Source organism: Paraburkholderia sp. CI3, from assembly GCF_050436505.1.
Lineage (GTDB): Bacteria > Pseudomonadota > Gammaproteobacteria > Burkholderiales > Burkholderiaceae > Paraburkholderia > Paraburkholderia tuberum.
In genome coordinates this window covers 162,250-187,242 of record NZ_JBNDMI010000002.1, presented here as the reverse complement: position 1 = coordinate 187,242, position 24,993 = coordinate 162,250, and the positions used below count along the sequence as shown (strand labels likewise).

At 62.4% G+C, this 24,993-nt stretch carries 21 protein-coding genes and 1 pseudogene; 10 read left to right on the top strand and 12 right to left on the bottom strand.

Features of this window, described 5'->3' with window-relative positions; genetic code table 11:
* Positions 1–118: 118 nt before the first annotated feature.
* From OKW29_RS03705 to OKW29_RS03690, 4 genes are all read right to left on the bottom strand, one after another.
* Positions 119–424 (bottom strand): hypothetical protein, encoded by a 306-nt coding sequence (locus OKW29_RS03705; protein ID WP_429290022.1) that lies wholly within the window; start codon positions 422–424, stop codon positions 119–121.
* Positions 421–3,390, bottom strand: coding sequence for an adenylate/guanylate cyclase domain-containing protein (locus OKW29_RS03700; protein WP_429290730.1), 2,970 nt, complete (start codon positions 3,388–3,390; stop codon positions 421–423). Before OKW29_RS03700 ends, OKW29_RS03705 begins: the two co-directional genes overlap by 4 nt.
* A 189-nt stretch (positions 3,391–3,579) precedes the next feature.
* On the bottom strand, positions 3,580–4,527 hold the full coding sequence (locus OKW29_RS03695) for a pseudouridine-5'-phosphate glycosidase (RefSeq protein WP_429290729.1): 948 nt from the start codon (positions 4,525–4,527) through the stop codon (positions 3,580–3,582).
* A gap of 110 nt (positions 4,528–4,637) precedes the next feature.
* Entirely contained in the window at positions 4,638–5,300 is a 663-nt protein-coding gene (locus tag OKW29_RS03690) for a dihydrofolate reductase family protein (RefSeq protein ID WP_184055663.1), read from the bottom strand.
* Positions 5,301–5,562: 262 nt separating this feature from the next.
* On the opposite strand from OKW29_RS03690, the gene OKW29_RS03685 reads away from it, so the two are divergent.
* From OKW29_RS03685 to OKW29_RS03675, 3 genes are all read left to right on the top strand, one after another.
* Entirely contained in the window at positions 5,563–6,072 is a 510-nt protein-coding gene (locus tag OKW29_RS03685; protein ID WP_429290021.1) for a DUF1269 domain-containing protein, read from the top strand.
* A gap of 147 nt (positions 6,073–6,219) precedes the next feature.
* Positions 6,220–7,347 carry an aminotransferase class V-fold PLP-dependent enzyme gene (locus OKW29_RS03680; protein ID WP_429290020.1) on the top strand — a complete coding sequence of 376 codons (1,128 nt, stop codon included), beginning with the start codon at positions 6,220–6,222 and terminating at the stop codon, positions 7,345–7,347.
* Positions 7,348–8,029: 682 nt separating this feature from the next.
* Positions 8,030–8,290 (top strand): hypothetical protein, encoded by a 261-nt coding sequence (locus OKW29_RS03675; RefSeq protein WP_429290019.1) that lies wholly within the window; start codon positions 8,030–8,032, stop codon positions 8,288–8,290.
* A gap of 198 nt (positions 8,291–8,488) precedes the next feature.
* Here OKW29_RS03675 and OKW29_RS03670 read toward each other — a convergent pair whose 3' ends face one another.
* A complete protein-coding gene (locus OKW29_RS03670) occupies positions 8,489–8,887 on the bottom strand; it encodes a VOC family protein (protein WP_429290728.1) in 399 nt (132 codons plus the stop codon).
* Between the two features lie 450 nt (positions 8,888–9,337).
* Between OKW29_RS03670 and OKW29_RS03665 the strand changes: the two genes are divergently transcribed.
* The 4 genes from OKW29_RS03665 to OKW29_RS03650 all read left to right on the top strand — a co-directional run bounded on the left by OKW29_RS03665 (position 9,338) and on the right by OKW29_RS03650 (position 12,996).
* Entirely contained in the window at positions 9,338–9,676 is a 339-nt protein-coding gene (locus OKW29_RS03665; RefSeq protein ID WP_187618616.1) for a P-II family nitrogen regulator, read from the top strand.
* A 28-nt stretch (positions 9,677–9,704) separates the two neighbouring features.
* Positions 9,705–11,129, top strand: coding sequence for an ammonium transporter (locus tag OKW29_RS03660; protein ID WP_184058860.1), 1,425 nt, complete (start codon positions 9,705–9,707; stop codon positions 11,127–11,129).
* 273 nt (positions 11,130–11,402) lie between these two features.
* On the top strand, positions 11,403–11,693 hold the full coding sequence (locus OKW29_RS03655) for a hypothetical protein (RefSeq protein WP_184073140.1): 291 nt from the start codon (positions 11,403–11,405) through the stop codon (positions 11,691–11,693).
* A gap of 136 nt (positions 11,694–11,829) precedes the next feature.
* Complete coding sequence (locus OKW29_RS03650; RefSeq protein WP_429290727.1) at positions 11,830–12,996, top strand: porin; 1,167 nt, start codon at positions 11,830–11,832, stop codon at positions 12,994–12,996.
* A gap of 217 nt (positions 12,997–13,213) precedes the next feature.
* Here OKW29_RS03650 and OKW29_RS03645 read toward each other — a convergent pair whose 3' ends face one another.
* Positions 13,214–15,010: a hypothetical protein gene (locus OKW29_RS03645; protein ID WP_429290018.1), complete on the bottom strand. Its 1,797-nt coding sequence runs from the start codon at positions 15,008–15,010 to the stop codon at positions 13,214–13,216.
* Positions 15,011–15,391: 381 nt separating this feature from the next.
* On the opposite strand from OKW29_RS03645, the pseudogene OKW29_RS03640 reads away from it, so the two are divergent.
* From OKW29_RS03640 to OKW29_RS03630, 3 genes and pseudogenes are all read left to right on the top strand, one after another.
* A pseudogene (locus OKW29_RS03640) lies at positions 15,392–15,640 on the top strand (alpha/beta fold hydrolase); the annotation flags it as partial.
* A 5-nt stretch (positions 15,641–15,645) separates the two neighbouring features.
* Positions 15,646–16,614, top strand: coding sequence for a lipoyl synthase (lipA, locus tag OKW29_RS03635; RefSeq protein ID WP_429290017.1), 969 nt, complete (start codon positions 15,646–15,648; stop codon positions 16,612–16,614).
* A gap of 188 nt (positions 16,615–16,802) precedes the next feature.
* Entirely contained in the window at positions 16,803–18,206 is a 1,404-nt protein-coding gene (locus tag OKW29_RS03630) for a DNA-binding protein (protein WP_429290016.1), read from the top strand.
* Between the two features lie 180 nt (positions 18,207–18,386).
* Here OKW29_RS03630 and OKW29_RS03625 read toward each other — a convergent pair whose 3' ends face one another.
* From OKW29_RS03625 to OKW29_RS03600, 6 genes are all read right to left on the bottom strand, one after another.
* Positions 18,387–19,799: a purine-cytosine permease family protein gene (locus OKW29_RS03625; protein WP_429290015.1), complete on the bottom strand. Its 1,413-nt coding sequence runs from the start codon at positions 19,797–19,799 to the stop codon at positions 18,387–18,389.
* Positions 19,800–19,947: 148 nt separating this feature from the next.
* Positions 19,948–21,417, bottom strand: coding sequence for an aldehyde dehydrogenase (locus OKW29_RS03620; protein ID WP_429290014.1), 1,470 nt, complete (start codon positions 21,415–21,417; stop codon positions 19,948–19,950).
* 12 nt (positions 21,418–21,429) lie between these two features.
* Entirely contained in the window at positions 21,430–22,467 is a 1,038-nt protein-coding gene (locus tag OKW29_RS03615; RefSeq protein WP_429290013.1) for an LLM class flavin-dependent oxidoreductase, read from the bottom strand.
* A 12-nt stretch (positions 22,468–22,479) separates the two neighbouring features.
* Positions 22,480–23,439, bottom strand: a complete 960-nt coding sequence (locus OKW29_RS03610) for a flavin reductase (RefSeq protein ID WP_429290012.1) — start codon at positions 23,437–23,439, stop codon at positions 22,480–22,482.
* A gap of 1 nt (position 23,440) precedes the next feature.
* Positions 23,441–24,259, bottom strand: a complete 819-nt coding sequence (locus tag OKW29_RS03605) for an alpha/beta fold hydrolase (RefSeq protein ID WP_429290011.1) — start codon at positions 24,257–24,259, stop codon at positions 23,441–23,443.
* Positions 24,228–24,830 carry an amino acid synthesis family protein gene (locus OKW29_RS03600; RefSeq protein WP_429290010.1) on the bottom strand — a complete coding sequence of 201 codons (603 nt, stop codon included), beginning with the start codon at positions 24,828–24,830 and terminating at the stop codon, positions 24,228–24,230. Before OKW29_RS03600 ends, OKW29_RS03605 begins: the two co-directional genes overlap by 32 nt.
* Positions 24,831–24,993 lie beyond the last annotated feature (163 nt).

Sequence of the window (24,993 nt, the reverse complement as noted above, 5' to 3'; positions counted from 1 at the left end):
CGTCGTGGCCAGGTCAACGGAAAACAGTCAGACACAACTGCCGTGTCATGTCGCTTTACCTTGGATTGCAAGATACGGTGATGGTTGGACGGCGTCAACAGGAGTGAGCGCGGCGACCCTATCCTCCTCTATCGGCCTCGCCCGAAAGCGCGGCCTCGATCGCCTGGAGCGCATAAAGGAAACCCAGGCCGCTGCCCTCCTGCCGTAGCCGCTGGAGTTCCTTCAGCGATGCCGGATCGCGATTGCCGGTTCCATACGAGACAAGCGCCCGTGCGCGCGCCACGAAAAATCCGGAAAAGGGCGATGGCTCGCGGCGTGCGTAGTCTTCAAGGGCCGCAGCATGGTGCGCGGCCGCATCCCAGCGTTTGCGGTCGATGCATGCATCTATCGCATCACGTCGAAACAGAAAGTGGTTGTGGCTCACCGCTCCGGCCGCGAGCAAAGCTTCGCCTTCCGCGAGCGCCTGTGCGAAGACAACGGGTCGTCCGTCATGCGCGCGAGCACGCCGAGATAAGCGGGGCCCAGGTAGTTCATGCCGGTCTCCCGGCTGATCGACAGCGCCGCTTCGATATCGGCGCGCGCTTCGCGCGGACGGCCGGCGACCCGATGCAATTCCGCGCGAAACGCGAGCGCTTCACCTTCGAAGCGCCTTGATTTCAGCTCGCGCGCGCACTGTAGCGCAGGAGCGACGTGCTCCCACGCACGATCCCACTCCGCGCGATCGTGCAGGCAGTGCCAGGCAGCGTGATGGGCGACGGCGAGCGCGCGGGGATGCCCCACCTTCTGCGCTGCGGCGACGCTGGCAAGCGCGGCGTCGAGCGCGCGCGCGGCTTCGCCGATAAACCACGTCGTGATCGCCCGCATCGGAAGGTTGGCCACCTCGATCCGTCCGAAGCCATGGCATTGGCAGAGTTCGATGCAGCGGCTGAAGGCCGCGTGGGCGCTGATCATCCGGCCGCGCATGTACTCGCCATCGCCAAGGCCGCCGAGTGCGGCCGCCTCCTGTTCGGGATCACACGCGTCGCGCGCGAGGGCAAGGCTGCGCCCGTGCTCACGCACGCAGCCGTCGATATCGCCGCGGGGAAAACACAGATTGCCGCGCAGGAAGTGAATGCGCGCCTCTTCGCGCAACAGGCCTTGGGAGGCTTCAGCGGCGGAGTCGAGGTCGGCCCATGCACCGTCGAGATCGTCGATGATCCGCTTCACAGTGGCCCGCCCGATCCATGCACGGCAACGCTCCGCGTCCGTCGTCGCATATTCGAGGGCGATTTCGAATGCATGAAGTGCCGACTTCATGTCGCCGAGGTCATGCAGGACGTTGCCATGTAGACACTCGAGTGCGGCGCGGTCGCTACGTTGATCCGCGAGATCGAGCCCTCGTCCGACAAGCCGGAGCGCGGCTTCATGGCGGTGCCCCGACGCCTGCGAGCGCGCTGCTTCGCAATAGGCGAGCGCTGCCCCGGGTTCTCCCGCGCGATCGAGATGTTCGGCTCGCAGGACGAGGTCGCGCTCGCCGTACCACTGTGCGGCGCGACGATGCAAATCGCGGCGCCGGCTTTTCAGCAGCCCGTCATAAATGGCGTCGCGAATCAGTGCGTGATGGAAGATGAATCCGCTGCCTTGACGTCGTAACAGCAGACCGATCACAAGCGGTTCCAGCGCAACGCCGGCATCCGCATCGGCGCCAGCGCCATCGACGAGAAAATCGACCGCCTCCTTCTCGAACAACTGGCCGAGCACCGAGGCAGCCTGCAGCACTGTCTTATCGGCGGGATCAAGCCGATCGAGCCGCGCCCGTACGAGGCTTCGCACCGACCCCGGCACGCCGGTCCCTTCGCCGTCCTGCGCATCGTTCAGCAACTGCTCGAGAAACAGCGGATTGCCCGCCGCCCGTTCGATGCAGCGTCCCGCCAGACCTGCCTGCGCCCCGGGAAACGATCTGGCCATCGCATGCGCGTCGCCGGCGCTCAGCGGACCCAGATCGATCAGCGAATACGGTCCGCTGGTCGCCACGCGCCACGGCTCTTCACTCGAATCGCCGTGCGTCCGCACTGTCAGCACGAGTACGGCTGGACATCCCGCCATCGTTTCTGATAGTCCGGCGAGGTCGCGAAGCGTCGTTTCGTCCGACCAGTGAATATCCTCGACGACCAGTACCCGAGGTTGCTGGCGGCTCGCGCGTTGGACAAGCCGGGTCAGGGCGTTGCGTCGGCCGCGAACGCGCATTTCATTGTCCATGGCGTCGTAGACTGCCCGGTCCTCGAACCCCATCGGCAAATCGACCAGATCTTCGAGAAAGAGTGCGTCGCCAGCGTCGATCAAACCGCTGGCGTGCGCGTGCTCGACGCCAGTGGCGCTCGCAGCTCCGTGAGTTGAGCCGTCGGCTGCCAACAGGCCGCGCACGAGAGACTGGATTGCGCCACGTCCGGTTGACGCACCGAAGTCGAGCACGAGGCCAGTATGAGAAAGGAATCCTGCGTCCCGTGCCTCGCGTTCGAATTCCTCGACCAGGCGTGTTTTGCCGATCCCGGCCTCACCGCGCAGCAGAACGGTGCGTCCGCCTCCGGTGTCGCGGCACGAATGGAGCACGGATCGAAACTGGCGCATCTCGTGATGCCGGCCGACGAACGGCCGGCTCGAGCGTGAGCGCCGAAAGCCGGCGATACACCACGCCGTGACCGCTTGCGCGAAGCCTTTGACCGACAGCGCGCCGCGTTCGACACAGTCCAGCCGGTCAGCCAGCGGGCGTCGCACGCTTTCCGAGATCAGGATCTTCCCCGGCTCAGCCGCATCGGTGAGACGCGAGGCGAGGTTGACCGTGTCGCCGGTGACGGTGTATTCCCTGTGAGTCGCGCTACCGGTGCCGCTTGCGACGACTTCGCCGCCGGCTATGCCGATATGCACGCAGACCGGGCGGCCGAGCGCACGCGACAGGTCGGGCATCCCATCCCTGATCGCGAGTGCCGCCCGCACGGCGCGTTCGACATCATTGCCATGCGAGACCGGCGCGCCGAATACTGCCATGACGCAGTCGCCGACGTGCTTGTCGACGTGCCCGCCATGCTGCTCGATGGTGCGGTCAACCTGCTCGAAGTAGCGATCGAGAACGGCGAGTACTTCCTCCGCGTCGACTTCACGGCTCATCCGCGTGAAGCCACACAGATCGGCGAACAGGACGGCGACCTGCCGTCGTTCGCCTTTCGCCTCGCCTGGGCTCGCGGCGCTACGCCGGGGCCCGGTTCGCGCCCGCAATTCAGTCAAGGCATCGAGCAGTTTGCGGCGATGACCAACCGACGCAATACCCAGTTCTTTCAGATCGTCCGCGGTGAGATCGCGAAGCACGTCGGCGTCGATGGCGTTCTCGCGAAACACCGGTTCATACCGCTCCATTCCGAGGCTGTGCAGCCACGCGGCGACGTCCACGAGCCCTCCTGAGAGGAAGGTGTCGAATCCGTCAAAGATAGCACGGGGCTGGCTTCGTGGAGCCCTGCGCCCCGGGCGGCGGCAGCTTCGGCACTGGCTCGAAATGAGCGCGGTGGCCGTCAAGGAAATCACCAGCCGCGCGAAACGGCAGTGAGGCTACACCGCGCCTGTCCTGGGCTGTGAGCGTGCCAACGCTAGCGCCAGCCTTGCGCCGACCTCGGCGTTGTGTTTCACGAGCGCGATGTTTGTCGCCAGGCTGCGCCCGCCTGTCAACGCCTTGATGCGCGCCAGCAGGAAGGGGGTGACGGCCTTGCCAGTGATTCCTTGTGCAGCGGCCTCGTCGAGCGCCTGCTGGGTCAGCGCGTCGATCTCTTCGAACGACATCGCTGCGGCTTCCGGCACCGGAGTGCTCAGCACCACACCGCCGTCGAGGCCCAGGTCCCACTTGGTGCGAATGAACCGTGCCTGTTCCTCCGCGTCGTCCAGCCTGAAGCCCGCGCGAAAGCCGCTGTCACGCGTGTAGAACGCCGCAAAATTGTCCTGTTCGCAACTGAGCACCGGCACGCCGTGGGTTTCCAGGTATTCCAATGTGAGCCCGATGTCCAGGATGGACTTCGCACCGGCACAGATCACCGCCACCGAGGTCTTCGCCAGTTCCTGCAGATCGGCCGAGATGTCAAAGGTTTCATGCGCGCCTCGGTGTACGCCGCCAATGCCTCCGGTGACGAAGACCTCGATGCCGGCCAACGCCGCACATATCATCGCGCCAGCCACGGTCGTGGCGCCCAGCCCGCCGTCGGCCAGCACGGCCGGCAGGTCGCGGCGGCTGACCTTATGTACGTGGTCCGATCGGCCGATCGTTTCCAACTCGTCATCCGAAAGGCCGATGTGGATTCGCCCATCGATCAGCGCAATAGTCGCCGGCTCGGCACCCGCGTCACGGATCAAGGCTTCCACTTCGCGCGCAGTGCGAACGTTCTCCGGGTAGGGCATGCCGTGGGCGATGATGGTCGATTCCAGCGCCACGAGCGGGCGACCGGAGGCCTGCGCAGCGGCTGCAGGCGCGCTCCAGGTCAACCAGGAGCGTGCAAGGTCAGCAACCATGTCGATCCTTTCGGTGGTGTGATTCACTGAAGTATGCGGTACAAGACCGGTCCACTCAACGCGCGAGCCAAGGCCGCGGCCCGTCAGGGGCGTCGGCCTTCAGCGAGTGGTTAGGCGTCCGTGTGCCCTTGGCGCCTTAGGACGACATGCGTGGCCTTCTCCGACGCTACGAATTCAACGCATTCGTATCCCAGAGCCCGCAAGTCGACCCCTTCGAACAGCGATTCTCCCCGGCCGAGCAGGACCGGCGCGACGGCAATGTGCAGATCATCGATGAGGCCCTCGCGAAGATACTGCTGAATTGTGTCCGGCCCACCGCCAATGCGCACGTCCATTCCGGCAGCGGCCTCGCGTGCACGGTCGAGCGCCTCGCGAATGCCTCCTGTTATGAAGTGGAACGTCGTGCCGCCTGCCATCTCGATGGGGGGACGAGCGTGATGGGTCAAGATGAAGACTGGAACGTGATACGGTGGATTGTCTCCCCACCAGCCTTTCCAGTTTGTGTCCGGCCAGTCCCCACGAATGGGTCCGAACATGTTCCGCCCAAGAATCCAGGCCCCGACATTCTGAAAGCCGCGGGCGGCGAAATCATCGTCAACCCCGGTCGTACCGCCGTCCTTGCCGAACAAGGCTTGCTGGAACGTGTGTGTTGGGACTAGCCACTGATGCAGTTCCGTCCCGCCAACGCCGAGCGGATTGTTGATGTCTTGATTCGGGCCTGCACCGTATCCGTCGAGCGAAATGGTGAAGCCCGCAACGCGAACGCGTGTCATCGTTTGCCTCCGTTTAGAACCTAACGTAATGTGGACCGCAAACCTGCATGGTTGCCGGAACTACGCGAAATAGTCTGGCAGCAGGTTTTTGCTCAACCCTATGTCTCCACGAGAAGTTTTCCGAATTTGTAAGCTGGCATACAGCAGCGACCAGCCATCCAAACACGGCACGCGCCTGCCCGGAGCCAACTTTTGCCTGCCGCAGGCGTACGATGAACGGCATCGTCCCGTTTGAGGACGGCTTGATTGATGGAGGGTCGAGATGAGACGTCTTTATTTCCTCACATCTGACACGACGACGGCGAAGGCGATCGTAGACGACTTGCTGCGGACGCGGATCACATGGCGACATATCCATGTTCTCGCGAATCACAGCGTCGCACTCGAACAGTTACCCGAGGCAACTTTGCTGCAGAGCAGCGACGTCGTGCACTCGCTCGAACGAGGCGTGGCGCTCGGCGGTGCGACCGGAGCGCTCGTCGGCCTCGTGGCGCTGGCGTATCCTCCCGCGGAGCTCGTTATTGCGGGCGGAGCCGTCATCGCATTGACGTTGGCGGGTGCCGGCTTCGGGGCCTGGACGGCCGCGATGATCGGCGTCGCCGAACCGAATGCACGACTCGAGCGCTTTCGGGACGCCATCCGTGACGGCCAGCTCCTGATCATGGCCGACGTGCCTGGATCGCGCGAACAGGAGATCGAGCAGATGGTCGCGCAGCATTTTCCGAAGGCCGATATCGAGGGCGCGGAGCCCACGACACCGATCTTCCCCTGAGAAGCAGTCGGAAGGAGGCGAGCGGCGCCACCTTTGGGGGCGACTGCGATCGAATAAGGGCGGGGGCGTCTCGGCCGATGCCGTTGCAGGCAGCTTTCGTTAGAATCTGTTTTCGATTCTTTTACTCGTCAATTACCGGAGGCGAACGTGCCAGGTTTACTTCCCGATGTCGACCGCGATGGACTCCTCGAATATTCGGTCGTCTACACCGACCGATCAATCAATCACATGTCGCAGCTCTTTCAAGGAGTCGTACGCGATATTTCCGGCGCCCTGAAAAAAATCTACAACGCGAAGTCGGCCGTTATTGTCCCGGGCAGCGGGACTTTCGGCATGGAAGCCGTCGCCCGGCAGTTCGCGACGAACAGGAAGTGTCTGGTCATCCGCAATGGCTGGTTCAGTTTCCGCTGGTCGCAGATTTTCGACATGGGCGACATTCCGTCTGAATCGGTGGTGTTGAAGGCGCGTCCGGTCGAACGAGGTAGGCAGGCCGCATATGCACCGGCTCCGATCGAAGAGGTCGTCGCTGCGATCAAGGAAAACAAGCCGGATCTGGTCTTTGCGCCGCATGTCGAAACCGCATCCGGGATGATGCTGCCTGATGCCTACTTGCGCGCGGTGTCCGACGCGGTGCATGCCGTCGGCGGCATGTTTGTACTGGATTGCATCGCCTCCGGTACGATCTGGGTGGACATGCAGGCCAGCGGCATCGATGTCCTGATCAGCGCACCGCAAAAAGGATGGAGCGCTTCACCCTGCTGCGCAATGGTCATGCTCAGCCCTCTCGCCCGCGAAAGAATCGACGCAACGACCAGCACCAGTTTCGCTTGTGATCTTGGGAAATGGCTGCAGATCATGGAAGCCTACGAGAACGGCGGGTTCGCGTATCACGCCACGATGCCCACGGACAGTCTCGCGACGCTGCGCGACGTCATGAAGGAAACCGAGGCATATGGCTTCGAGAAAGTCAGAGCCGAGCAGCTTGAACTCGGCAAGCGCATTCGCTCGCTCATGAGTGACAAAGGTTTCAAAAGCGTGGCGGCTGAAGGTTTTCAGGCTCCTGGCGTCGTGGTCTGCTATACGGACGATGACGGCATACGATCCGGCAAGAAATTCGCCGATGCCGGCTTGCAGATCGCGGCCGGTGTTCCCCTTCAATGCGACGAGCCAGAAGACTTCAAAACCTTCCGCGTCGGATTATTTGGCCTGGACAAACTGCATGACGTCGAAGGTGTGGTCGCCAGGCTCGCCAAGGCGTTGGACAGTATTCTTTAGAGCGTTTTTCCAAAGCACGTGCGCGTGGCTCGCTCTCGCGACCGGCCGCCGCACGGCGCCGCGAAACTTCATTTCTCATCCGACGCATCAGTCGGATAACCTTTTCAGTCTGCTCTTTTCATCCCGCCAGGACACCAGCTCTCAATCGGAGTTCCTAACACGCTTTAATTCGGGGTTTTTTGAGATGGTGCCTTGTTGCACAATCGGGCCTCCTTGACTGACTGTGAGGCACTATGCATTCACTCTCCCTGGGCTCTTATCGCGGCGCCCATGATAGGCGACACGGACGTTTCTTCTCGATCAGCCTTTGCAGATCGTTCTACCTTCACATCGAGTCTCCCTGGCTGTTTGACGTGGACCGGTGGTTCCACTTTGCATTGCCGGCGAGCGTACCTCGCGAAGCACACGACGACACTGTGCAGGCCATGGAAGAAGCGCGCGCAGCGTGGCTACAACATAGCCCATCCGTGCTGGTGTCGCATCAGTCATACGAGTTACGCGATATGCTCGGCCGGAGTGAAAACCGCTTTTCATATGCACAGGATGGACGACCATGAGATCGCCAAGGCTCTATACAACGGAGTGAAGAACTGCCTATCGGATGGCAATGGGTGGGCAGAGATTCATGGATGTGTGCTCGCAGAGAGCATTTCAGAACTATCAACGATGCAGAGGATATTGAATGGCAACTCACCCCCAAAAGCGATGTGTCGTGGTCATGTGGTCCGAGGAAAAGCAGGCACTGGTCTCCTATACGCTTGACGTTGAAAAGGTGCTGGCGGTTACCACGCGACAGTTTCCTTTAGAACTGCCGGTGGCCGACTACAACAATACGCTGGACGATGAGTTCGCGCGTCGGTTCGGCGGGGCGACGCTCAATCTTCTCGCTCTCTCAAATCCTGAACTCAGGCCGTTCCTCAAGATTACCTCGGCTAACGACTGACTTGCTGAATGGAAGCCCTCGACGGGATCATCGGGGGTAACGAATGCCTCAGGAAGTCAACCGAATGTTAGGTTCACTGAACAGTAACCGACCCGATCCCCTCGACCGCTCGCGCCACCTCGACGGCAATTTTCAAGTCGAAGCGGGTACCGCTTCGAAAATAGGCCGGTGTATAGCGTGTTCGGGGCTTTGCGAATGCTACGGAGTCACGGGATCGTGACAACAAACGCAAATCCTGTTTCCCTCCGGGTCGCGGAAGTACGCCCCGTAATAGTCCGGGTGATAGTGTGCTCGCAAGCCGGGAGGACCTTCGCAAGAACCTGAGTTTGCCAGCGCGCTAGCGTATGCGTTGTCGACTGAACGACGATCAGGCGCAAGCAATGCCACCATTTGACCGTTTCCGTGTTCTGCTGCGTTGCCATCATATGGCCTGCCGATAACGAAGAGCGGGCGCGGCATACCCTCAGCCATCCAACCAGCCCACGGTTTATCTGGCTCGCAAAACTTCAGTCGATGTCCCAACTCGCTCATGACGGCCGAATAGAATTTCAACGCACGGTCAAAGTCATTAACCCCAACGAAAACATGCGAAATTATCCTGGTCTGTTCCTGTTCGAGTTGCGATGTCTTTGCACGTTATCACGGCGGAGTTGCGCTCGACCTCTTGAACGCTCGCGAGCGTCGGGCGTGCGAGTGGAAACCTGGAAGCTTCGATTAATGAATATGTAATGACAAGCGGCAGAACCGTGCACGCATGCCCGCGATTGGACGGACGACAGGGGAACGCGCTCGCACATGGTGCCTGGGTACATTCAGTCCGTCCGCCGCATTCCGCTAAGAAGCCTTCTGACAGGTCAGCTGCCCAATCCCGCTCCGTTCCTCACAATATCCATCTGAGCGCCATAGGACCCGAAGCGCGGCTCCTTCGATAACTCCCCGCTCCAGTACCTGCCGTGCGAATGGCATGACAGTTGCTTTGAACGTCTCCGCGCTGAGCCACGGTCATTCGCGGCCAACATCGGGATCGACGGTCAACGGAGAGGCAAATTGAAACTAATCAGTGCGGTCATCAAGCCATTCAAGCTTGATGAGGCTCGAGAAGCCTTGTCATCGCTTGGCGTCTCTGGAATCACGGTTACGGAGGTCAAGGGTTTTGGGCGTCAGAAAGGGCACACCGAACTGTATCGGGGCGCGGAATACGTCGTCGATTTCCTGCCGAAAGTGAAGATCGAGGTCGCCGTCCCGGACGACATCGTCGATCAGGCTATCGAGGCGATCGAGCGTGCGGCGCGTACCGGAAAGATTGGTGACGGGAAGATCTTCGTGACGTCGATCGAACAGGTGATCCGGATCCGCACCGGCGAGACCGGCGCCGACGCCCTATAAAAAAACACTGGGATAAGAGGAAAGAGAGATGCGCAAACTGTTGATGACGTTGTTGATGGCCGGCTCATTGCTCGCCGGCGGGCTGGGCTCCGCATTCGCGCAAGACGCCTCGGCGCCCGCGGCCGCCTCCGTACCGGTCGCGCAAGCGTCCGCGGCTCCAGCGGCACCCGCCGCGGCGGATGCCGCTGCATCGGCACCGGCCGCCCCAACCGCACCGTTCTCGGTCGATTCATCGAAGATCAACTCCGGCGACACCGCGTGGATGCTGACCTCCACCGCGCTGGTGCTGTTCATGACGATCCCGGGTCTCGCGCTGTTCTACGGCGGCATGGTCCGCAAGAAGAACGTGCTCGCGACGCTGATGCAAAGCTTCGCGATCACCTGTGTCGTGACGATCGTCTGGACCGTGGTCGGCTACAGCCTCGCGTTCACGCCGGGCAGCTCGTTCATCGGCGGCTTCTCGCGCGTGTTCATGACGGGCATGAACTACATCAAGGGCGACAAGGCCACGACGCTGACCGTCAGCCACCTCGCGCCGACGATCCCCGAGACGGTCTACTTCGTCTATCAGATGACCTTCGCGATCATCACGCCGGCGCTGATCACCGGTGCGTTCGCGGACCGCATGAAGTTCTCGGCGATGCTGGTGTTCATGACGCTGTGGTCGATCATCGTCTACTCGCCGATCGCACACATGGTATGGGAGCCGAGCGGCTGGCTGGCTAGCGCGGGCATCCTCGACTTCGCGGGCGGCACGGTGGTGCACATCAACGCCGGTATCGCGGGTCTGGTCTGCTGTCTGGTGCTCGGCAAGCGCGTCGGCTATGGCAAGGAAGCGATGGCGCCGCACAACCTGACGCTCACGCTGATCGGTGGCGCGATGCTGTGGGTCGGCTGGTTCGGCTTCAACGCGGGTTCGGCCGTGGCAGCGGATGGCCGCGCCGGCTTCGCGATGTTCGCGACGCAGGTGGCGACCGCCGCGGCGGCGCTCGCGTGGATGTTCGCCGAATGGGCAGCCAAGGGCAAGCCGTCGGTGCTCGGTATCGTGTCGGGCGCGGTCGCGGGTCTGGTGGCGATTACGCCGGCGTCGGGCTTCGTCGGCACGCTCGGGGCGCTCGTGATCGGTATCGTCGCGGGTGTGGTCTGCTTCTGGGCGGCCACGTGGCTCAAGCACAAGCTCGGTTACGACGATTCGCTCGACGCGTTCGGCGTGCACTGCGTGGGCGGGATCGTCGGTGCGCTGCTGACCGGCGTGTTCGCGGTCAAGGACATCGGCGGCGCGGACGGTGACGTGATGCTGCAACTCAAGGGTGTCGCGACGACGCTGATCTACAGCGGGGTGGTCTCGTTTGTTCTGCTCAAGGCAATCGACGCAGTGATGGGGTTGCGTGTCGCCGAGGAAGAAGAGCGCGAAGGACTGGACCTGGTGCTGCATGGCGAGGCGGTCGAATAACGGTTGCGCCGCGGATGGAGCGGGTACGACGGTCACCGCCCCTCCTTTGGGGTGCCGCGTACCTGCCGGCATCGCTGCCATGCGGGGCAGGGCGCCTGCGTGCCTTGGGTTGGGGCCTGGCGCTTACAGCGGCCAGGCCGCGACAGAAGTCGGAGCACCCTTCGTACTTGAGAGCATACGGGTGTCTGCCAGGTACGCGCCCGTACTGCCGAAGTTCGGCCAGACGAGCGAGGAGGTCGTGCCGGGTTCGAGCAACCGGATTTCCGCCAGCCGATGAAAAAGAATAATCAGCAGCGTGTTGTCGTACTGGTTGTTCTCATATCGCAAATCGCCTTTTTGGCAATGTTCGCATTCGCCGAACATGTCGTCAGGCATAACAGATGGCTCGCCGCAGGATTCGGATTCGACTTTTTATTCGGACTGATTCTGTCGGTCGGCTTTGTCGGGATGTGGCGCACGCGCGCCGTCGATTCAGATTTTCTCGGATTTCTTCTGGCCAATCCGGTTGATCTGGCGATCGTGATTGCGACCGCCGGTCAGCTAGTGGCCATTCTGCTTGTTTGATGCGATTGGAAAGCACATTTCGATTTAGAAGCAGATCGGCGCGAGCTGACCATCCCAGGTGGAATGTCCCGGGATGGAACTCCAATTAAGAAAAAGCTGTTCTATTTTTCTGTAATCGCAAATGGGGCATAAAGAAATGAAAAAAACCTTGCTGGCAATCGGGGTCCTCGGCGTATTTTCGGTTTCCGCGTATGCGCAAAACAGCGTGACCCTGTACGGTCTTATCGACACGGGACTCATCTATACCAACAATCAGGCCGGTCATAGCAATTGGCAAATGGCGACCAGCTCCACGCAGAATACGGTGTTTGGCCTCAAGGGTACTGAAGATCTGGGAGGTGGTGTTCGTACGATCTTCAAACTCGAGCAGGGCTTCAATCTAAACAACGGTAGCCAGGCCTTTCCGGGTGACGCCTTCGGTTCTCAGGCCTGGGTCGGGTTGCAAAGCGACAATCTCGGCACCGTGACGTTGGGCCGCCAGTTCGATGTACTGAACGACCAGCTCGGACCGATCACCGCGGGGAGCAACACGTGGGGTGGCAACCTCGCCGCACACCCGTTCGAGAACGACAACCTGGCGGCTGATTCCGTGGTCGTCAACAACTCGGTCAAGTATGTGAGCCCGAGCTATGCCGGCGTGACGTTCGAAGGCATGTATTCGTTCAGCAACAAGGCGGGAGGATTCGCTGACAATCGCGCGTACGGCTTTAGCGTAGGTTATGCGCAGGGCCCAGTGAATCTTGCTGGCGGGTACCTGCAGTTCAATAACGCAGGCGGCGGCGTATCGGGCACGAATCCGAATGGGGCAATCGCGCAGGGCGACGGCAGCGCGAACTTCATCGCGGAGCGCCAGCGTATCTGGGGCGCCGGCGGCAATTACACGTTCGGCCCCGCAACTGTCGGATTCGTGTGGAGCCATACTCAGATCGACAACATGGCGGGCGTCATCTCGCTGGGCCTCGGCAGCTATCTGCCGCTTGGCGGCAATCTGCGATTGGACAATTACGAGGTGAACGCACACTACTCGGTGACGTCTGCGTGGAGCGTATCCGGTGCCTATACGTTCACTGACGGTGCTTACAACCAGGGGGCCACGAAAGCCTCTCCAAAATGGAATTCGGTCATGCTGCAGACCGACTATTCGTTGAGCAAGCGTACCGACGTGTACCTGGAAGGCGTCTATCAGCATGTTCATGGCGCGCCGGCGGATTCCGTGCTCGCAGATGCGATGATCAATACCCTCTCGCCATCGTCGACGGGCACGCAGGTCGCGGTCACCGTGGGACTGCGACACCAGTTCTGATCTTCTGATTGCACGAATCGTGCGCTGTAGCGATGCGGCTGTGGGCGTAACGTGATGCACGGACACAGCCGCGTTGCAACAGAGGTCGCCTGACTCGCAACTCGTCGCCCCGGGCTACAAGACCTATCGCGGTCTCGGCCGGGACGGGTTATCCGTCAACGTCTCACGCAGGTCGGATCGACCGTAGGCAGCGCGCGGACTCAGCGAGTGCGGACGCTCAGCTATCGGGATGGCTCGCGACAAAACTCGCGAACGCATTGTACGGAAGCCCAAGCGCCGTGCCGTTGATCACCAGACCGTAAGTTGCGTCCCCGCTATCGAGCTCGTAGTACATCGCCGATTGAATGTTCTTCGTCTTTCTCGCCTGATAGTAAGTGAGCAGGCGCGACGTGATGTAGTTGGCCCGGTACTCCTCGGTCTTCTCCGGTCCTGTGTTCCATTCCGAGATCACGAAGGGGACGCCATATCGGGCCTTGCAATAGGTGGGCAAATCGAAGCCCGGGCCGGACCCGTCGGAGCCGATATCGAAGATGTCGCCGTACACCTCGTAGTTGTGCCACGTAGTCAAGTCCCACCTGACGGTCGGATGGTCGCTCGTGCCATCGGGCTGCTTGCCATCCCACAGAGCGTCGGATGCGCCGGTGTCCGCGACGCAAAAGTTGACGCCGCATTTAGCATCCGCCTGCACCGACTTGACCCCGTCGATCATGCCGCGCATCACGCCGCGCATCAGCGGGCAGTTCGTATTGTTGAAGTCGACGACGCTCGTTCCTGCGTTGGTGGGGTCGAGAATGATCCCGTCCGCGCGCGTCAGTTCGTTGCCGCATTCGTACAGGGTCACGCCGTGGGGTTGCAACGCCGTCGCGACAGTTACCGCGCAATTGAAGCCGCGTGTGTAGGCCGCCGATTCGCTCGTGAACAGGTTGCCGTTACCGTCGTAGATGCCGGCATCGATCAGCACGAAAAGGGTCAAGCCTGCTGGCTGGAATGCTTGTGCCAACGCCACGACCGCGGCGAGTTGCGGTGCGTAGTCGGTACAGCTGAGCCGGTACGTCGAGCAGCCCAGGGCTTGCATGATCGACACGAGCTGCGACGTCGAATACAAATAATCGTAATGCCCGTTGATACCGTGAAACGAGCCGGCCGGCGCCGCGGTCGCGATGCGCGGATCGTTGCACGGCAACCATTCATCCGCATCGGCGCACACGTAGAACTGACCGCCGGTCGATTGTGCCCAGAACTTGCCGCCGTACCACAGCAGAAGCGCAGCATTCGACATTGTGCCGACGGCACTCCGATTGCGGTACACGACACCGTTCACGACGGTCCATATCGCGCCGACCTTGTCGATCAGATACGACGCGGGCGGGATCATGGTGCCGTCGACGGAGGTGCCGCCCAAACGTGGGTCATTGCACGACTGCCATCCCGAACCATTCCATCCGTAAAATTGGCCGCCGGTTCCCTCGTGATAGATCGTACCCCCGTACCAGAGTATCAACGAGACGTTGTAGGTGTTGCCCGCCGCGACACCGTTCCTGTAGACAGATCCGCCGACCAGGGTCCACGACGCGTTCTGGCTGTCGATAATCACCGTCGCCGGGGGGATGGTCGTGTTCTGTGGCGAAGCGTTCGAAGCGTTGCCGGGTGACCCCGAGTTCGGGTCCGATGGAGCGCCAGAACTGTCGCCCGAGGTCGAGCCGGACGTACCGGTGGAGGCCGTTCCAGTCGAGGCGGTCGGCGACGAGCCGTTCGCCACCGTCGTCGTGCCGCTAGTCGAAGTCGTAATACCGGAGCTGGTCGTGCCCGTCGAGGTCGCGATACCGGAGGTTGCCGTGCCCGTAGAGGGTGCCGCCGTCGTGCTCGACGGGTTCGTGGAATTGCCCGTGGAAGAGCCGCCGGCATCCGCAGTACCGCTATCACCACCACTACCGCCACCACCGCCGCACGCGCTCAAGACGACGCTTCCGCCGAGCGCAGTGAGACAACCAAGAAATTGACGTCGCGCAATCATGACAATAGCGCGAGCTGCCGCGAGGCGGCCCGCAAGGAATCCGGAGAGAAGTTGGGGAGTCCTTCGGGTCGCGAGTGCGTCGCGTGAGCCGTTCAGGACATTCGATGCGCGGTCGTGGGTGGTCTCTCGTTGCGACCGATCACTGAGTCCGGCAAGTCATGCCTGTCTGTCGGCACAAACTGCGCATGGGAGCAGGGTTGTGCCGAAATAGAGTCTTTTCGCTCGCGATGGACGAACTGCGAAAAGATTTCACTCTGCGGGTGAGGGCGTGGGAATCGGACGCTGTCTGCACAGTGGCAGACTCAGACGGGCGATCGCGATGCCGCTTATGTGCGATGCGGCCCGACGATGCCCAGCCGCGCGATGCGCCGGTACAGCGTCGCGCTTCGCAAGATTGCCGCGTCCGCGTTCGAAGGCGGGGTGCAAAGCCGCGTCTATCGCGAGCGGCTCGACACGCTCGCGCCTCGCACGCTGGTGATCTGGGGGGCGCAGGACCAGATCATTCCTGCCGCGCACGCGCAGGGGCTGCCCGCTCAGGTGCGTGTGCACGTGATCGACGGCAAAGGACACATGGTGCAGATGGAGGCTGCATCGGAGGTGAACCGCCTGCTCAACGAGTTCTTCGGATAACCGCGATGGACGCCGCTCCTCATACCGACAGCCTCACGGCGCTTGGCCAGCATGGCAAGCGCAACCGCGACAAGCTCGCCCGCATTCCGGTGAAGATCGTGCCGGCGGACCATTCGACCGTATTGCCGAAGCCGCCCTGGCTGCACGCGCGGCCGATGATGAGCGAAACCGTCGCGGGCATGGCGGCGGTGCTGCGCGAGCACAGCTTGCATTCGGTCTGCGAAGAGGCGATGTGTCCGAACATCGGCGAGTGTTTCGCGCAGCGCACCGCGACATTCATGATCATGGGAGGGATCTGCACGCGGCGCTGTGCGTTCTGCGACGTCGCGCACGGACGGCCGCAAGCGCTCGACGACGACGAGCCCGCGCGGCTTGCCGACGCCGTCGCGGCGCTCGGGCTGCGCTACGTCGTGATTACATCGGTGGACCGCGACGATCTGCGCGACGGCGCCGCCGCGCACTTCGCGCGTTGTATTGCGCTCGTGCGCGAGCGCGTGCCGGGCATTCGCGTGGAAATCCTGACGCCGGATTTTCGCGGGCGAATCGACCGCGCGCTCGATGCTCTGTCCGTGGCGTGGCCAGACGTTTTTAATCACAACATCGAGACGGTGCCGTCGCTGTATCGGGCGGCACGGGCCGGCGCGGACTACCTCGGCTCGCTCGAACTGCTATCGCGCGCGAAACGCCAGAACGCGACGGTGTTGACCAAATCCGGCCTGATGGCCGGGCTCGGCGAGACCGACAGCGAACTGCTCGCGACGATGCGCGATCTGCGTGCCCATGACGTCGACGTGCTGACGATCGGCCAGTATCTCGCGCCGTCGCGGTTTCACATGGCGGTGCGGCGATACGTGCCGCCCGCGACGTTCGACATGCTACGCGACGAAGGTTTGAAGATGGGGTTCATGGAAGTGGTGTCGGGGCCGCTCGTGCGGTCGTCGTATCACGCGGATCGGATCGCCGGGAAGCTCTGAATGCATGTGTGCCGGACCTTTGGTGGCGCAATCCGACGAATACCTCCCCGTAACCTCGGCTTTTCGAACGATTGACCGCCGGGGAAGTACTCGACAATTCGTAGGTATGCGAGGCGAGTCCCAGCGCGGGGCCGCCTCCCGAACGACGAAACGGTATTCGTCACCACGTGCACTTTGTCGAGGCAGGCATGTCAAGCAACATTACGATCACGGACGAACTCGTCGCTGAAATCGCAAACCGGATGGCCGAAGAGGGCGAGAAGGTGTCTCCGGTAGCCATCTGGTCCGAAGTCCATACAGGCTCGGTGGTCGCGGTGGCAGCGGCATTGCGCAAGTGGCGTGAAACGCGCGCCCCGCGGGTGCCGCAGGTCGTCGAACGTCCTGCGTTGCCGGAAGCCGTGACCGACACCATGCGCGATGCGCTCGACCGGCTGTGGAGCTCAGCGCAGGATGAAGCTGAACGCGCAGTGGCGCGACGCCTCGCCGCGATGCGCCAGCGTGTCGAGGATGCCAGCGACGAGCGCGACGACGCGCTTGCGGAACTGCAAACCACCGTCCAGGAACTCGATGCGCTGCAAGTCCAACTGGATAAGATGACGAGCGCCTACGACGAGAAAGTCGACGCAGTCGCCGGTCTCGAAGAGGACATTGCGCTCGCCGTGCAACGGACCGACGCGGCGGAGAAGCGCGCGCAGGAACTTGCTGAGCGCGTTTCGCTCCTCGAAGCGGAACTGCAGAGCGCGGAACTGGCCGCAGAGCGCCGAGCGGTTTCGCACGAGGAGACCGACGCCGCGGGCGAGGGCGAGGTGGCGAACGAGTCGGCTGGGTCAGTCGTCGAAACGCCGGCCGACGAAACGGAGCGTGCGGGGCTGGAAGCGGCGCATTCCGAAGCGGTCGCTCGTCTTCAAAGCGAGCTCGAAGCGATTCGCGCGGAGCTGCAGGCCGAGCAGGAAGCGCACGCGGCCCGCCGGGAAGAGGTCGCGGGCGCGCAGGCTGAACGCAATGCCGCCGCACTTGAATTGCAGAATGTCCAGACGCAGATCGCCAGCCTGACCGATGAGCGTGACGCGGGCGCCTCCGAAATCGCGAGACTGTCGGCCAGCTTGTCGGAGGCGCAGGAGCGTGCCGACGCGGAGCAGCAGCGCGCGGCCGAACTGGCCGAAAGCGCGGTGGCGAGCGAGAACGTCGCGGGCCTGGAGTCGGCGTCGCCGGTGACTGCCGACTCTCAGCAGCTCGAGGCATTGAAGGCGCAGATGACGCGCGACGCGGACGCGCATGCCGCCGCGATTGCCGAAGCGCGGGAGACAGTCAGGAAATGGTCCGACTACTCGAACGCACTGAAGCAGCAACTGGCTCAGGCGAATGAAAAAATGGTCGTCGTCCTTGCCCGTGGCGCAGGTGAAGCGACATTGAGCCGCCGGCTTGCCGCTGAACTGGGCCAGATCAAGCCGGAGCATGCATTGCTGCGCAAGGAGATTCAGCAGCAAGTGGTCGTCGAAACGATCAACGCTCACCTCGAGAAACAAGGCTACCGCTACGACGAGAAGACGGGTTTGGTGTCAAAGCTGAACACCGAAAGCTCGCCGGCGTGACGGGATCGTTGATGGGATGGCGCGCGTCGCGAGCATGGCGACGCGCAATGGGCTCGTAGGGAGGGCGGGGATGTTGGGTCGTTCGCATCGGCGATACGGCTCGGCAGCGCCGATTGGTTTTCCATCGCCGCGAAGTCGCCGGGATATGGCGTTCTGTTGAGCGAATAGAGCTGGGTCCGCTCATTCGGAAGCGGCAACACCTGCCGGAGCAGTGTGGCGGGAGCGCGAACCGTCGTTCGATCCAAACAGGTAGTAGGTCACTGCCGTCGCCACCAGTCCGACGATCCAGGAGACGTCCGCACCGCCCATGATCGATGCCCACGGACCGTGGAAGAAGCTCTCTTCCATGAACGGGACCTGAATCGCAATGCCGAAGATGTAAATCCCGATGGCCTTGAAATTGAACGAGCCGTACACGCCACCGTTACTGCTGATGATCTCGGACACGCGGTAGCGCCGGTTGCTGATCAGGTAGAAGTCGACCAGATTGATCGCTACCCAGGGCGCGAGCACGATACGCATCGCGAAGATCGCGGTCAGGAAGATCGCGATAAAGTTGCTCGAAGCCCACAACGCGGTGACGGTAGACGAAACCAGCAGCACCGCCGACACGACGATGCGAACGTTGCGGCACGGCACCCAGTTCGGACGGAACGTTTGCGCGGCGGTAATGAACGACAACACTCCGCCATACAGATTCATGCCGTTGTGGCCGATGATATTGACCAGGAACAGCAAGATCAGAACGTAGCCGAACAGGCCGGTTTGCGCGCGGATGGCTTCCATCGCATCGGTGGCGTGGCTGGTGCTGATCGCCAGTACGCCGAACAGGAACGCGAAGATCGTGCCGAGCGACGTGCCGAAATACGTGAACGCGAAGGTCTTCGCGAAGCCGGTGGTGGCCGGAAGGTATCGCGAATAGTCGGACGTGTAGGGCGCAAAGCTGATTTGCCAAACGGCGCACAGTCCAAACATCGCGAACCAGTTCGACACATCGAAATGGCCTTGCTGGAAAATCCGCGCGTCGAGACCAGGCGCCATCATGATCATGCCGATCAGCAGCGCGCTGCCCATGAACCATGCGCCCACCTTGTTGAAGCGGTGGATGAAGTGATAGCCGATTACGCCGACCAGCGTGGCGAGAATCGCGCCGAGCACCGTGCCGACCGCCACGGGCACCGCGGGGGCAGCGGTGTGCAGCGTCTTGCCCGCGAGAATGATGTTCGAGACGAAGAAACCGAGATAAATCAGCGTGGTGAAACCGACCACGAGCAGGGAGCCGTAACGGCCGAACTGGGCGCGGCTTTGAATCATCTGCGGCACGCCGACGAGAGGACCTTGCGCGGAGGTCAGCGCATGGAAAATGGCGCCGAACAACTGGCCAGCGGCGATCGCGAGAATCGCGCTCACCACGTCGAGGTGAAAGACCAGTACCGAAGTCGCACCGGAAATCACCGCAAGCGGCGCGACGTTCGTGCAGAACCACAGGGTGAATAGATCGACGGGATTGCCATGCCGATCCGCGGGAGCGACGTACTCGATCGAGTTGCTTTCAATGGTCAGAACGCTGTTGTCGTTCGACTGGTTTTTCATAGTGTCTCCATCTTTACTACACAGGCTGCGCCATGCCACGTTCGATAGACGTGACACAGCGTTGCCCTCTACGGCTTTGAAACGGTGCAGCGGGGGAATGGATCGCGGCCCGTTGCTCGTGACAATGAGCGCGGACCGCGCGCTGAGCTCAACGCATCACGAACGGATCGCCGATCGGCTCGTCCGAGGTGCGCAGCCATACCGACTTCGTCGTCGTGTATTCGAGCGCGGCGGCCATGCCGCCTTCGCGACCGTGGCCGGAAAGACCGAAGCCGCCGAACGGCACGAGCGGCGACACAGCGCGATAGGTGTTGATCCAGACGATCCCCGAGCGCACGCGCCTCGAAACGCGATGCGCGCGAGTCAGGTTGGTGGTGAAAATGCCCGCGGCGAGGCCGTAGGCGGTGCTGTTCGCCTTCTCGACCGCTTCCTGCTCCGTGGCGAACGTATCCACCGAAAGCACCGGCCCGAACAGCTCCGTCGTGATGCTGTCCGCGTTGCTCACGCCGGTGCAGTCGAGAATCGTCGGCGCGTAATAGTAGCCGTCGCGCTCCAGCGCCTTGCCGCCGGCGAGCACCCTGGCGCCCTGGCGCACTGAGTTCGCGACGACCTTCTCGATGTTGCGCAGTTGCCTCTCGGTGCAAAGCGGCCCGTATTCGGTCGTCATCTCGTTGGGTGAACCCACGCGTATGCGCGACACGCGCTCCACGAGCAGTGCGAGAAACGGCTCTTTCAGGGAGGCTTCGATCAGCAGCCGCGAGCCCGCCACGCAGCTTTGCCCGCTCGCCGCGAAAATGGCCGCGACCTGCGCGTTCACGGCGCTCTGAATGTCAGTATCGGCGAACACGATGAAGGGCGACTTGCCGCCTAGTTCCAGCGATACCTTCGCGAGGTTGTTCGACGTGTTCGAGACGATGTGCCGCGCAGTTTCCGGGCCGCCCGTGAAGGCGACCTTGTCGACCTTCGGATGGCTGCTGAGGACCGCGCCGCATTCCGGCCCGAAGCCGGTAATCACGTTGACGACGCCCGGCGGGAAGCCGGCCTCGTGCACGAGCTTCGCGAATTCGAGCAGCGGACCCGGCGCTTCCTCGGAAGCCTTGAGCACGACCGTGCAACCGGCGGCGAGCGCCGGCCCGAGCTTGACGGCGGATAGAAACAGCTGGCTGTTCCATGGAACGATGGCGGCGACCACGCCGACGGGCTGCCGTTCCAGCCAGACCTGCATGTCCGGCTTGTCGACGGGAATGCTGCTCCCTTCGAGCTTGTCGGCGATCCCCGCGTAGTAGCGATAGTACTCGGCGACGTAAGCGATCTGGCTGGACGTCTCGCGAATGATCTTGCCGGTGTCGTTCGTTTCAATTTCAGCGAGTCGCGACGCAGCCTTTTCGACGACCCCGGCCAGCTTGTAGAGCAGCTTGCCGCGCGCCGAGGCGGTGAGGCCGGCCCATGCGGAATCGGTGAGCGCGCGCTTGGCCGCCTCGACCGCGCGGTTGACCTGCTCCGTGCGCGCTTCGGGCATCTGGGCCCACGCTTGGCCGGTGGCCGGGTTCACGCTCGCGAACGTGGCGGCGCCGGGTTCGAACTGTCCGTCGATATACAGCTGAAAATGAGAATCCATGGAGTCAGCCCCTTACTTGAACGCAGGCATCACGTCGTTGATCATGCGTTCGAGGGACGCCTTCTTGCGCTCGAAGCTCATGCCGGTATCGATCCAGAACGAGTACTCGTCGAAGCCGAGCGCCTCGTATGCCTGCAGGCGCGCAATCACTTCCCCGGGTGTGCCGATCACGTTGTTCTTGCGCATCGCCGCGGGCGTGTAGAACGGATGAGCGGCGATCTCTTGCGGGCTCAGCGTCTTGATCATGCCGCGGCTTACCGGTCTCTCGTTCTTGAACCACGCACCGAAGTAGTTGTAGAACGTGTTCACTTCGTCGGCCGCGATCTGCGCGTCGTCCTCGCTGCTCGCGACATAGGTGTGACGCAGCAGCATGATCTGCGGGCGCGGCATGTTGCTGAACTTCTCGCACGCGGCGTTGAAGTGGCCAACCAGCTTCTCGACCTCTTCGTCGCCCAGATGCAGCGGCGTCACCTGCACGTTACAGCCGTTGGACACCGCGAACTCGTGGCTGTTCGGGTCGCGCGCGGCCACCCAGATCGGCGGGTGCGGGCGCTGCAGCGGCCGCGGTGAAGAGGTCGTGGAAGGGAATTTCCAGAACTCGCCTTCGTGCGCGTAGTCGCCTTCCCAGAGCCTTTTCACGGCCGGAATCAGTTCGCGCATGCATTGACCCGCGCCCCACGCGTCGAGCCCCGGATGGAGGCGTTCGTATTCGAACGAATACGCGCCGCGCGCGATGCCCAACTCGAGGCGGCCGTTCGAAATGATGTCGGTCATCGCGGCTTCGCCGGCGAGCTTGATCGGATGCCAGAACGGCGCCACCACCGTGCCGGTGCCGAGCCTCACGTTCTTCGTCTTGTTCGCGAGGTCCGCGAGGTTGATGAACGGATTCGGCGCGATCGTGAAGTCCATGCCGTGGTGCTCGCCGGTCCAGACGGCGTGCATGCCGCCGCGATCGGCAATCTGGCAAAGTTCGATCATTTCGTCATACAACTGCTTCTGACTGGTGTGCTCGGAGACGCGCTCCATGTGAACGAAGAGGGAAAATCGCATGATGTGGACCTTTCAGGAATGAAGCGGGCGGACTGTGCCGTTGCTATGGTCGCCGAAATACAACCCGTAGCTCTTCAACTGGCTTTCCTTGCGGTAGCGGTGGAGCATGCTGGCCAATGTGCTGTCCTGCAACGCTTCGGTCTCGATGTCGTCGAGGCTGATGAATTTGCCCGAGGCGTCACCCGAAGCGGCGAGTTCGTCCGGCGCGCTGCACAGGAACGAGATGTACTGGTAGTGGGTTTCGGTGTTGTTGTAGGCCGAATAGATGAAGCTTGCCGATGCGTCGGGCCGGTACTTGCCGAAGATCTCGGCGAGTGCTTTGTCGGCGCCTTCCTTGCCGATCTCCTTCGACGGGAGTCCCCATTTGTCGTCTGCTGTTTTCACGAGCAGCACTTTGTCGTCGCGCGCGATGATCGCGCTGACGATGACCTTCGGGCCCGCGATGACCTCGGCCGACACCCTGGCCGGCGTGAAATAGCCGCCGCGGTAGTAGCCGAGGCCCGCGTATCCGGCCGAATGGAACGCCTCGACCTTGCCGACGATCAGCGCATGGTCGCCCGCGTCGATCACCGCGTGCGTCGTGCAGTCGAACCACGCGCTGACATCGTCGAGCAGCGGGTTGCGGTTTTGGCTCAGGTGCCAGCCCAGGTTGGCGAAGCGATCGTGGCTCGGTCGCGCGAACGTGTTGGACAGATCTTTTTGCCCTTCCGCGAGAATGTTGATCGCGAAATGCCCGGTGCTGGAAAACGTCTGGTAGTTGCTCGACGTCTTCGCGATGCTCACCAGTAGCAACGCGGGGTCGAGCGAAACCGACGAAAACGAATTGGCGGTGAAGCCGAGCGGCTTGCCGTCGTCACCGGCGGTGGTCACGATCGTCACGCCGGTCATGAATGCACCGAATGCGTCGCGCAGCTCGCGCATGTTGAGTCTCGCTGCTTCCAGGCTGGCTACCTGGCTCGTCTGTTGGCTCATTTCACACTTCCACTTCGTGGTTTTCCGCCTGCGGCGCCGTCTGCAACCAGACGCGCAGCGCGCGATTGACTTCCTGAGGAGCGGTCAGATTCACCATGTGGCGCTCGTTCTCGATCACGACGGCGCGGCCGTGATGGGCGGCTTGCGCCATCTGTCTGGCCATCGCCGGCGTCGAGTTCGGATCGTCGGTACCGGTGAGCACGAGGGCAGGGCAGGCGATCGTGTTCCAGCCGTCGGCATACACGTCGTCGCCGTTCGCGAAGGCCGTGTAGGCGGTCGCGTAGCCACAGAGGTTCACCGACTTCAGCCACGACTCGACCCGTAGCGCGGCAACCCGTTGCGACTCCTCGGCCGTGAACCAGCGCTGCAACGGCGTTGCAACATCGATGGCGCCCGAGCGCAGTCCGGCCGCGCGATGCAGCACGGCGTCACGCGCTTGCGCGGTGCGCCGATACACGCCGTTCAACACGGCGACGCGCTTGACCAGATCGGCGCGCGTGAGCGCGACGCCCGCGGCGATCAGCGAGCCCATCGAATGGCCGGCCAGATTGACGGAGCCCAAGTCCAGCGCCTCGATGAAACTCGCTGCCCACTCGACGAACTGCGGCAAGCCGGCGCCCGGCTCGAGCGGATCGCTTCGACCGTGGCCCGGCATATCGACCGAGATCACCCGGAATTCGGGCGACAGGTCTTCGATTTGCGGATACCAGGCCAGCGCCTGCATGCCCACGCCGTGGATCAGGACCAGCGGTTCGCCGGTGCCCTTCTCCAGATAGTGCGCGACGCGCTTATTTGACAGCCGCAGGGTTCTTGAGGTCATTTCCGAGCTCTGCGAGGTCTTTGTAGCGATCGCCGATGCGGTGATGCGGACGGCCACCGGTGGCGGCGCCAATCGCGATCACGAGTTCGTCCGCGGCCGGCGCGTCCGCAATCGCAAACTGCAGCGTCAGGTAGTGCGAACGGCGGCCTTCGTCGTTCTTGTCCATCATCGGAATCAGCAGCGGCGCGTTGGCGGGGCCGCGCGTGTTGTTGAACGCCAGATACGACTTCGCACCGACGGCCGACCGATACGTGTTGCCGAAGTGCAGCGTGTGGATCAGCGCGGACGCATGTTCGATCTCACCCGCAAGGCCGACGATGGCGCTCTTGCCGAACGCTTCGACCGCTTCGCCCGAACCGGCTTCGTCGATGATCAGCCTGGTCAGGTGCTCGCTCAGTTGCGGCGCGAGCGCGCGAATCTCCGGCGACAGGTCTTCCACATAGCCGCGGCCCGCCCACGGGTTCTTGATCACGGCGGCCGCGCCGATCATTTTCAGCGGCTTGGCGGCGGCCTTGTCGCCGTCGACGAAGACGGTCTCGACATGGAGGATGGATTTGCGAATCACGCTCATGGCAACTTCCTGAGTGGGTTGGATGTGTGAGGCATTGTGGTATACCATCTTACGGCATGCCATGAGTGTTAACCCAGGGCGTCGCTGCGAGCCGCGTCCGGTGGGGAACCAGGGCGTTTTTGCGAAGGATTTGATGACGATCTTCGACGCCCAAAAGACGTGG

Excerpts from the sequence above, each read along its gene's own strand:
- OKW29_RS03615 (WP_429290013.1), bottom strand. The coding sequence starts at position 22,467 with ATGCGATTTTCCCTCTTCGTTCACATGGAGCGCGTCTCCGAGCACACC.
- OKW29_RS03685 (WP_429290021.1), top strand. The coding sequence starts at position 5,563 with ATGAGACGTCTTTATTTCCTCACATCTGACACGACGACGGCGAAGGCG.
- OKW29_RS03700 (WP_429290730.1), bottom strand. The coding sequence starts at position 3,390 with ATGGAGCGGTATGAACCGGTGTTTCGCGAGAACGCCATCGACGCCGAC.
- OKW29_RS03605 (WP_429290011.1), bottom strand. The coding sequence starts at position 24,259 with ATGACCTCAAGAACCCTGCGGCTGTCAAATAAGCGCGTCGCGCACTAT.
- OKW29_RS03675 (WP_429290019.1), top strand. The coding sequence starts at position 8,030 with ATGGCAACTCACCCCCAAAAGCGATGTGTCGTGGTCATGTGGTCCGAG.
- OKW29_RS03620 (WP_429290014.1), bottom strand. The coding sequence starts at position 21,417 with ATGGATTCTCATTTTCAGCTGTATATCGACGGACAGTTCGAACCCGGC.
- OKW29_RS03645 (WP_429290018.1), bottom strand. The coding sequence starts at position 15,010 with ATGATTGCGCGACGTCAATTTCTTGGTTGTCTCACTGCGCTCGGCGGA.
- OKW29_RS03610 (WP_429290012.1), bottom strand. The coding sequence starts at position 23,439 with ATGAGCCAACAGACGAGCCAGGTAGCCAGCCTGGAAGCAGCGAGACTC.
- lipA (WP_429290017.1), top strand. The coding sequence starts at position 15,646 with ATGGACGCCGCTCCTCATACCGACAGCCTCACGGCGCTTGGCCAGCAT.
- OKW29_RS03660 (WP_184058860.1), top strand. The coding sequence starts at position 9,705 with ATGCGCAAACTGTTGATGACGTTGTTGATGGCCGGCTCATTGCTCGCC.
- OKW29_RS03630 (WP_429290016.1), top strand. The coding sequence starts at position 16,803 with ATGTCAAGCAACATTACGATCACGGACGAACTCGTCGCTGAAATCGCA.
- OKW29_RS03695 (WP_429290729.1), bottom strand. The coding sequence starts at position 4,527 with ATGGTTGCTGACCTTGCACGCTCCTGGTTGACCTGGAGCGCGCCTGCA.
- OKW29_RS03690 (WP_184055663.1), bottom strand. The coding sequence starts at position 5,300 with ATGACACGCGTTCGCGTTGCGGGCTTCACCATTTCGCTCGACGGATAC.
- OKW29_RS03650 (WP_429290727.1), top strand. The coding sequence starts at position 11,830 with ATGAAAAAAACCTTGCTGGCAATCGGGGTCCTCGGCGTATTTTCGGTT.
- OKW29_RS03625 (WP_429290015.1), bottom strand. The coding sequence starts at position 19,799 with ATGAAAAACCAGTCGAACGACAACAGCGTTCTGACCATTGAAAGCAAC.
- OKW29_RS03600 (WP_429290010.1), bottom strand. The coding sequence starts at position 24,830 with ATGAGCGTGATTCGCAAATCCATCCTCCATGTCGAGACCGTCTTCGTC.
- OKW29_RS03655 (WP_184073140.1), top strand. The coding sequence starts at position 11,403 with ATGAAAAAGAATAATCAGCAGCGTGTTGTCGTACTGGTTGTTCTCATA.